Source organism: Parabacteroides chinchillae, assembly GCF_900108035.1.
Taxonomy (GTDB): domain Bacteria; phylum Bacteroidota; class Bacteroidia; order Bacteroidales; family Tannerellaceae; genus Parabacteroides; species Parabacteroides chinchillae.
This window is the reverse complement of record NZ_FNVS01000029.1, coordinates 1-7,173: the sequence shown is the minus strand read 5'-3', so window position 1 is coordinate 7,173 and position 7,173 is coordinate 1. Positions and strand designations below refer to the sequence as shown.

General features: G+C 29.1%; 7 protein-coding genes and 1 pseudogene. All 8 read right to left on the bottom strand.

The genetic code is table 11. The features are described from left to right. On the bottom strand, nucleotides 1–374 hold a 374-nt coding region (locus C4S38_RS15550), incomplete at its 3' end, for a hypothetical protein (RefSeq protein ID WP_146059500.1). Between the two features lie 157 nt (nucleotides 375–531). Continuing rightward, nucleotides 532–1,749, bottom strand: a complete 1,218-nt coding sequence (locus tag C4S38_RS15545; RefSeq protein WP_103984471.1) for a 6-bladed beta-propeller — start codon at nucleotides 1,747–1,749, stop codon at nucleotides 532–534. Continuing rightward, a complete protein-coding gene (locus C4S38_RS15540) occupies nucleotides 1,734–2,624 on the bottom strand; it encodes an SPASM domain-containing protein (RefSeq protein ID WP_103984470.1) in 891 nt (296 codons plus the stop codon). The genes C4S38_RS15545 and C4S38_RS15540 overlap by 16 nt, the downstream gene beginning before the upstream one ends. Nucleotides 2,625–2,757: 133 nt before the next feature. After that, nucleotides 2,758–3,558, bottom strand: a complete 801-nt coding sequence (locus tag C4S38_RS15535) for a radical SAM protein (protein WP_103984469.1) — start codon at nucleotides 3,556–3,558, stop codon at nucleotides 2,758–2,760. Between the two features lie 297 nt (nucleotides 3,559–3,855). After that, nucleotides 3,856–4,089 carry a hypothetical protein gene (locus C4S38_RS15525; RefSeq protein WP_103984467.1) on the bottom strand — a complete coding sequence of 78 codons (234 nt, stop codon included), beginning with the start codon at nucleotides 4,087–4,089 and terminating at the stop codon, nucleotides 3,856–3,858. 11 nt (nucleotides 4,090–4,100) lie between these two features. After that, a complete protein-coding gene (locus C4S38_RS15520) occupies nucleotides 4,101–5,036 on the bottom strand; it encodes a 6-bladed beta-propeller (RefSeq protein WP_103984466.1) in 936 nt (311 codons plus the stop codon). Continuing rightward, the gene (locus tag C4S38_RS15515; protein ID WP_103984465.1) at nucleotides 5,033–6,544 is read right to left on the bottom strand and encodes a glycosyltransferase family 2 protein; all 1,512 of its coding nucleotides are present in this window, start codon (nucleotides 6,542–6,544) and stop codon (nucleotides 5,033–5,035) included. Before C4S38_RS15515 ends, C4S38_RS15520 begins: the two co-directional genes overlap by 4 nt. Further along, nucleotides 6,541–7,173 (bottom strand): annotated as a pseudogene (locus C4S38_RS15855) (hypothetical protein); the annotation flags it as partial. The pseudogene C4S38_RS15855 and the gene C4S38_RS15515, both read right to left, overlap by 4 nt.

Genomic DNA, 7,173 nt, shown 5'->3' with positions numbered 1-7,173 from the left:
AAATGAAGCATCATTTCTTCCGGTATACCAAAAGCCGGCAAGGCTGCATCACTCATACTCAGTACTCCATACAAATTCTTAAACGGGGCAATGTAGCTATCTAAACGGTTCGTTGTAGCAATAAACAATGCAGGAGATTTACCCAATCGCTTAAACTGTTTTTTATAGCGTATAAAGCTAAGTGAATTTTGAATGATAATCAGATCGTAAGATTGTCCCTGTTCATAACTTTGCTCAGGAAACAGGTCTCCCAACAGATGAAGCTGATAATAGGTAGATAACAACTTAACTAAATAATTAGATATCTCTCTTGAACAAATATCCAACCTTTTTTGTGTTCCTACATATAGTATTAATAGATAGTTGACAGGCATACACAAAAAAATTAAGATTAACAATTATTTCTTTAAAAATATAAACAATCTTGTTGTAAAAAACAACCCTTAAAGAGTTAAAATATTTAATACAACAAAGAAGGGGGCGGTAAAGAAATATTAATATACCCCAAGATATCCCAATATGCCACTAACATTATTTCTTCAATTTACCCACAAATAAAAATAAGTAGTCTTTAGTGTAACTTTTTAAATCGATTGTAGATATGTGTGAATTTTTATTTTTGAGATTATCTGTAGTATTATTGTTTTTTTCCAAAAAGGAAATTATTTCAGACAAAAAATAATATTCTGAAAAATATCCATTAGAAATCGTATTTAATAAAATGGGATGCTTATTTCCCAATAATATGTTATAATCTGATGAGAAACAATCAAAAGCACAACCAGTCAATTTCTTTTTGTCAATTATAACTTTCTGATACGATAGATTTTCAGCGTTAGCAATTCTTTTATCAACTTCTATTATAAAGTGATTTGGGAGCTCGTAGATATAATAAGGAATATTATCTTCTGTATTTTTGATTCTAAATCGTGGTGATAGCCTATTTCTATTCTTTATAAAATGATATAAATAGTCAGACCCATTATTAACTCTATAATGAAAATAGCTAATTTCTTGCATCTGAAAATATGTTATTGCCATACTTCCTGAATAAGAAATATCACGATAATAAGTATAAGGTGCTATACTCTGTAAACGTTTACCTGTAAAATCCTGAATCCATATACAATGTTCAGTTTTACTATTAAAAGGAGTTAATATTAGAATTTCTTCATTTTTACTATTCACTTGGAAAGATGAACCAGAAATATTTTTATGGACCAAAGGTATGTTCCGATAATATTTGCCTAAAAAATCATATTCTAAAATAAAGTCGGTATTAATGGGTAATATGTAAATTCTATTATTTTCTTCATCCATAAAAATATTGTCTATGTTTATATATTGTCCTAATTTCTCACCAATCCGACCTATATTTCGAATAAAAGCCCCCTTTTTATCAAATAGCATTAGTGGTGATTTGGCATTAGAATACATGCAAATATAATTATCTGAAAATCGAAATACAGGAACAAAAGGATTCTCTAAACGGTCTTTTATTAAATTATCGAATGTGATAATGCTTAATGTATCAACTAATAAATTGATGGGTAGTTCTTTTTTATTTTTAGCAAGAGATATATCACAAACAATAACTGTGTCACTAATATTATCTCTGTATCTTTTTAAGATATTATTATGAGCAATAATTGCGTGATTTTCTTTATTTTTATCAGTTGATTTATGAGAATTACAACTGAACAAAAGAATAAAAATAACAAACACACAGTATTTTATAATCTGGACCATGACTGTAAATTGCAGAAACTGAAGTAATTCATAAAAATTTCAAAATCGCTTATTGAAGGACATAGGATATTATATTTACAACTTGAACATGGACTCACTGATTTTCTTGTTAAGAACCAATTTCTATTTTCTGTCATTTCTTCAAGAATAATATTTTTTATTGAATTTGATGATATATTGCCTAATGTAACTTTATTTATACAACTAAATATTTCACCATTTGGAAAAATTGATAATCTTCCGTAAAAATTTGAATTAATCAACTGTCGAGAAAAAATGGAATTTTCATCTAATTCTTGACTAAATATATCTAACAAATCGAATTTTAATTGATTAATACAAAAATCTTTATTATAGCCGGTGAAATATGGATAGTAGTATGAAAAATAATAATCATTCTTTGTATAATATTCTAATTGTTTGGTATAATCTTCTTTTGAAAATTTTTTGCATTTAAAATTCCTTTCAAACAGACAGGTGGAACAAGTATAAATATTATAGCATTTTAAGCATTCACAGGCAATAGTTTTGTAATATTTGTTATAATTAATTGCTAATGATTCAAAATCAAATTGTGGAATATTATTTATATCAATATATCCCAATGGATATTTGTAACCAATCTTTTCACATAAATGAATTTTTGAATCAGCTGAAACAAACAATTTAAATGAAAAAGGAGTACACGAAATGGTTGGAATATATGATGAAGAATCAATTATGTCAAGTAACTCACCTAAATTATTATAAGTATTACTAACCAATAGTGATATTTTCTTTTTTAAAGAATCAATTCTTGGATCTAATAAAAGATAATCTTTTCTATCTATAAAATTTTTAGACTTCACTAATTCTTCAATTAAATTTTTTTTCATCTTATTATATATATGCCTAGTGCTAGATAACAATGATGCTTGAGACAATTCAGACAATTTAGGTATCTTATCAAAGTTTGATTTCATAAACTCCAGTACGTCCAATAGAGAATTTTTATCGTGTAACACTGTGTTAAAAACAACTTTGTTTTTGAAATATTCGGGATACTTTTGTTTTAGTTTTTTTTATATTAAGTAGTATTTTATTGTAAATTTTATTCCCTTTTTTAGAAACCCTATATAATGAGGAATTATAATCTCCATCTAAACTTATCATAAGCATGAAATTATTATTAACCAGAAAATCTAAATGCTTGTCTAACAATAAAGCATTTGTTGTCATTGTATATTCTATTTTGACATTATTTATTTTTATTTTATTCAAATACTCTACCATCTTTTTGATAAATCTAAAATTTAATAATGGTTCTCCTCCATAAAAACCTATTGTTAGAAATCGGGATATTGATAAATTATTTTTACTATTATAATTATTAAACATATAATCTATTAATCCTCGAGCTTTGCTGAATGAAAGATTTCTTATATGGTTATTTTCTGTATTATTATAAAGTTCACCATATGTACAATAATAACATTTTAAATTACATTTTTGAGTAACTTCAAATGTGATTACATTTACATTGCTAATATTTTGTTTAATGTAATCACTTGTTATAAGTGATAATTCATGAGTATTAGTATCAGTTAGAAAAGAATTATTTTCAAAAAACAATAGCTGTTTCTTTGCTTTATTTAGTTCACTTAAAGAATATTTTGAATTCATCTTTTCAAAAATGGAGTCGAAATTATACCCAGATAAATATAAATTGACTAATTCAAAAACAACTCTATTTAAGTAGCACAATTTTTTTCGACTAAAAGAATACATATAGGAATTACCATATTTATCTTTAAATAATATTGGCTTCATAATTTGTTTTTTTTAGGGAGCTAAAAGATAGCTCCCAATTTGATTAACTGCGTATTCGATTAAATCATGAACCTATATCTCTCACATATATATCGTTATCACGATTTTGTCCATAATTATCCGATAGAGCATAGCTAATATGAAAGCCGGAGCAAGTATTACAACCATAGGTCGTACTACACTTAAAATTGCAAGCACCTCCCAAAATTTTACTTTCTTCTTTTTTGGAAAGTTTGATTAAAGATAACTTTTTCATAAGCAATAATTTAATTATTAATTAATTGTTATAATATACCATTATTTCAAATGGTATATTATTATCAGTGGATTAGAGTCTTCGTTAACTTTTTTAATTTCCCCTTCGGGATTGTTTAATATTCCATTTTCTTTTAAATATAGTATTTCTGATGCAGTATTAAATTGAACTAATAATTTTTTATCCCAATACATTTTAGAAATCCATACAGGTATGTTGTTATTATATAAACTTTTTAAGCCAATCAGACTTAAATTTCTGTTATATTCCATCATTTCAAATGGATCTAATTTAGAGAGTATACCTGCTGTTTGTTTGTTTTATTATAAGAATAAATGTACATATTACTATTATATATTACTCTAACATAAAAATAATCAGTTGTTTCAAAAAAATCATGTATCAAGAAATTATTTTCAATCATATTGTCAGAACGAAAATTCGATAATTTTTTTTTGGCTTCAATTGTTCTTTCAGTATTTATTTCATATACAGGTTCTATACCTTTTGAAGAAAGGCTGAAAATAGTGTCGCTTAGAGATATATATGATAAATAATTGTTACTTATTCCTGAAATTAAATAAGAATTAATGATTCCTGTAATATCAGCTGATAATATTTCTTCATTAACAAAATTATTTCTTATATCAATAGTATCTCCATCTAAATTGAAAATGCCTAAACCTATCATTCTTGGATAATTTATAGGGAGAAATAGTTTTCCAGTTTCTATCCATAAATTATTCTTTAAATAATATTGGAAAGAAGTAAGTCTTGATATTTTTATAGTCTTAAGATAATTCCCATGGAAGTCATAGACTAATGTTGTAGATAATTGAGATATATATAATTCTTCTTTTTCTTCATTTGCTGAAATAGAATTTATGGATATAGTTTCTCCAGGTCCATCTCCTTTATGAGCAAAATGTCTAATAAATTTCCCTGATCTGTTGAACTGTAATATTCCTCCTTTTTTTGAAGAATGAATAAAAATATAATCATTTGTAACGCAATAATCTAATATGTTATTGATTGAAGATTCACCATCAGGAGTCATTTCTAATAATATATATTCAATTGAATCTAAATCGGCTTCAAAGAAAAGCTCATCTAACATCTTAGCTTCTTTTAAATCGATCCGGTCTAGTTCTAAAGAATGCATCTTTTTCTCTGTGCATCCAATTAATGATAATATCAAAACTAAAAGTAGCAGCTTTTTCATAATATAAAATCTATTTTAAAAAAATCCACAGTAATATTCTCCACTTTTTCATACTTATTATTGATATCTAGTATTTCATTATAATTAATAATATTATTTTTATCTTCAGTTTTATACATAAGGTATTTTTTTTTCCGTATTTTTTGAGTCAAATAGCCATAATGAAGAATTAAAGTTTGGCTTATATACGGCTTACTAAGATATGGTACTGATTTAAAGTGAAGTTTATTTGTTACTATATATTTCATTCTTCCTTGATTTCTGAACATCCTCCATCTTACCCATAAACCTTGGTTAAATATAAAATTAGACATTCCTATATTTACTCTATAAACCTTTTCGTTATTCCATAGATTTGCTATCCAAACCCCTACCGTATCTACATCGTCTCTTTTCATCACCTCCCTCAAATCCACAAACCGATCGTCGAAACGTTCATCCGCATCTATGAAAATAAACCATTCTGCTTTGAAAAATGAAGCTATATCCAGTAATATATTCCGGTTCTGCTTGTCATTAAATTCGGTACGTACTTTCTTTGCTTTAATCAATAGTTTATCTGATTGGGCTATCCGGTAGGTATCATCTGTGCTATCATCGTCCAGCAGAATAATACCGTCACAATATTTCTCTACGCTACGCAAACAATCAGTTATGCGTTCGGATTCGTTGTAAGTAGGGATTAATGCAATCAAAGGGTACGATTTTTCAAATATATCATCCGACAATATATCAAATTGCTTTAAGGTCGAAAGATAATCCCTACATTGCTGTTTGGCATAAGGATGCTCTTTCCAGTCATATATTACCGTATCATAATCAGTTATTTTAAAAGACTTATTTATTTTTATATCTACAGGCAAAAGCATTTCCGATAATAACTCATTAGGGATTCGTGCCTGTTGTTTATTTTTTGAAACTGTTTGTTGAGAGGAATTTTCTCTTAGGCTCAGTTCTATTTCTGGGAATAGCAGCCGATGAATGCCTGCCAATTCCAAGCGTCTGCATATATTGTTGTTTTCTTCTTCCCATTCGGTATAATGTTCACTATATCCGCCTACCTTTTCAAAATATTCTTTTTTAGCCATGACGCTTCCATATGGAATCAACTTATCCATATACCGGGTTTGACCGGCAGCATAATGCTCCGGGTAAGAATCCAGCTTTTCGCGTAACTCATAGATTACGTCTGTGCAAAATTCCAATACCGGGCCCATAGTCAGAACGTATTGTTTCGTTGCCTGTCGGATGCCGGCATTAAAATCAGTTGCCGGATTGTGTTGCGGGTGATCTTGCCTATTAATCACTACTTTCCAATTGATAAATGGATAAGTACGGATATAATCCAGTGTCTCTTGCTGTTCGTTCGGCTTATTGATCACCAGCACCACTTCAATACCGTTTCGTTCATAGTAGTTCGATTCAGACGAGAATACCCGTTTAAATTCATCTAACCGGCCACAAAGTGGTATTACGATGCTTAAATCAAAGTCCGGCAACTGTTTCATGGTGAAAATAGTATTAGTTTCTCTTTCCACAATTCATACAGATTAGACCAAAGTATTCCGGTTTCCTCTTTATTATATCCGTTTCGTTCGGCTAACTCCAGTACAGACAAAGTTCCGTCACACTGTTTTAGCAGGCTGACCATTTCTATATCTATCTCGCCAAAACACCCGAACCCACGCATCAGATTTTGTTTTCCGTCCGATTCTTCCAAAGCAAACAAAGAGGATAAGCGGGGCTTTAACGAATACCTTTCGCTGCGTTTGTTTATCGATGCAGACAAACTGATTATCCGCTCTGTTTCTTCCAATATTTTTTTATCAATAATAATTTTACCATAATCCGCAAATATCTTTTTTTGAACCTCAAAAACAGATTTCAGGGAATCAGATGTAAAATACTTTCGAATTTCCACTTCCAGCAAATCCAAAGGAACCATTTCCTTGAAACAGCCACCTTTCCGTCCTCTAAAAGATACGGATTGCAAGTGGTCATAGTTAGCAGGCGTCACCATTCCTCCCAGGCCGTAATCTCCTAAAATAACACAGGGTTTACAAAGTGCCATCGCACGCACTGCATCAATACCTGAGGCTACCACCAAATGCGCTCTCCTATAGATGGAAAGCTTGTA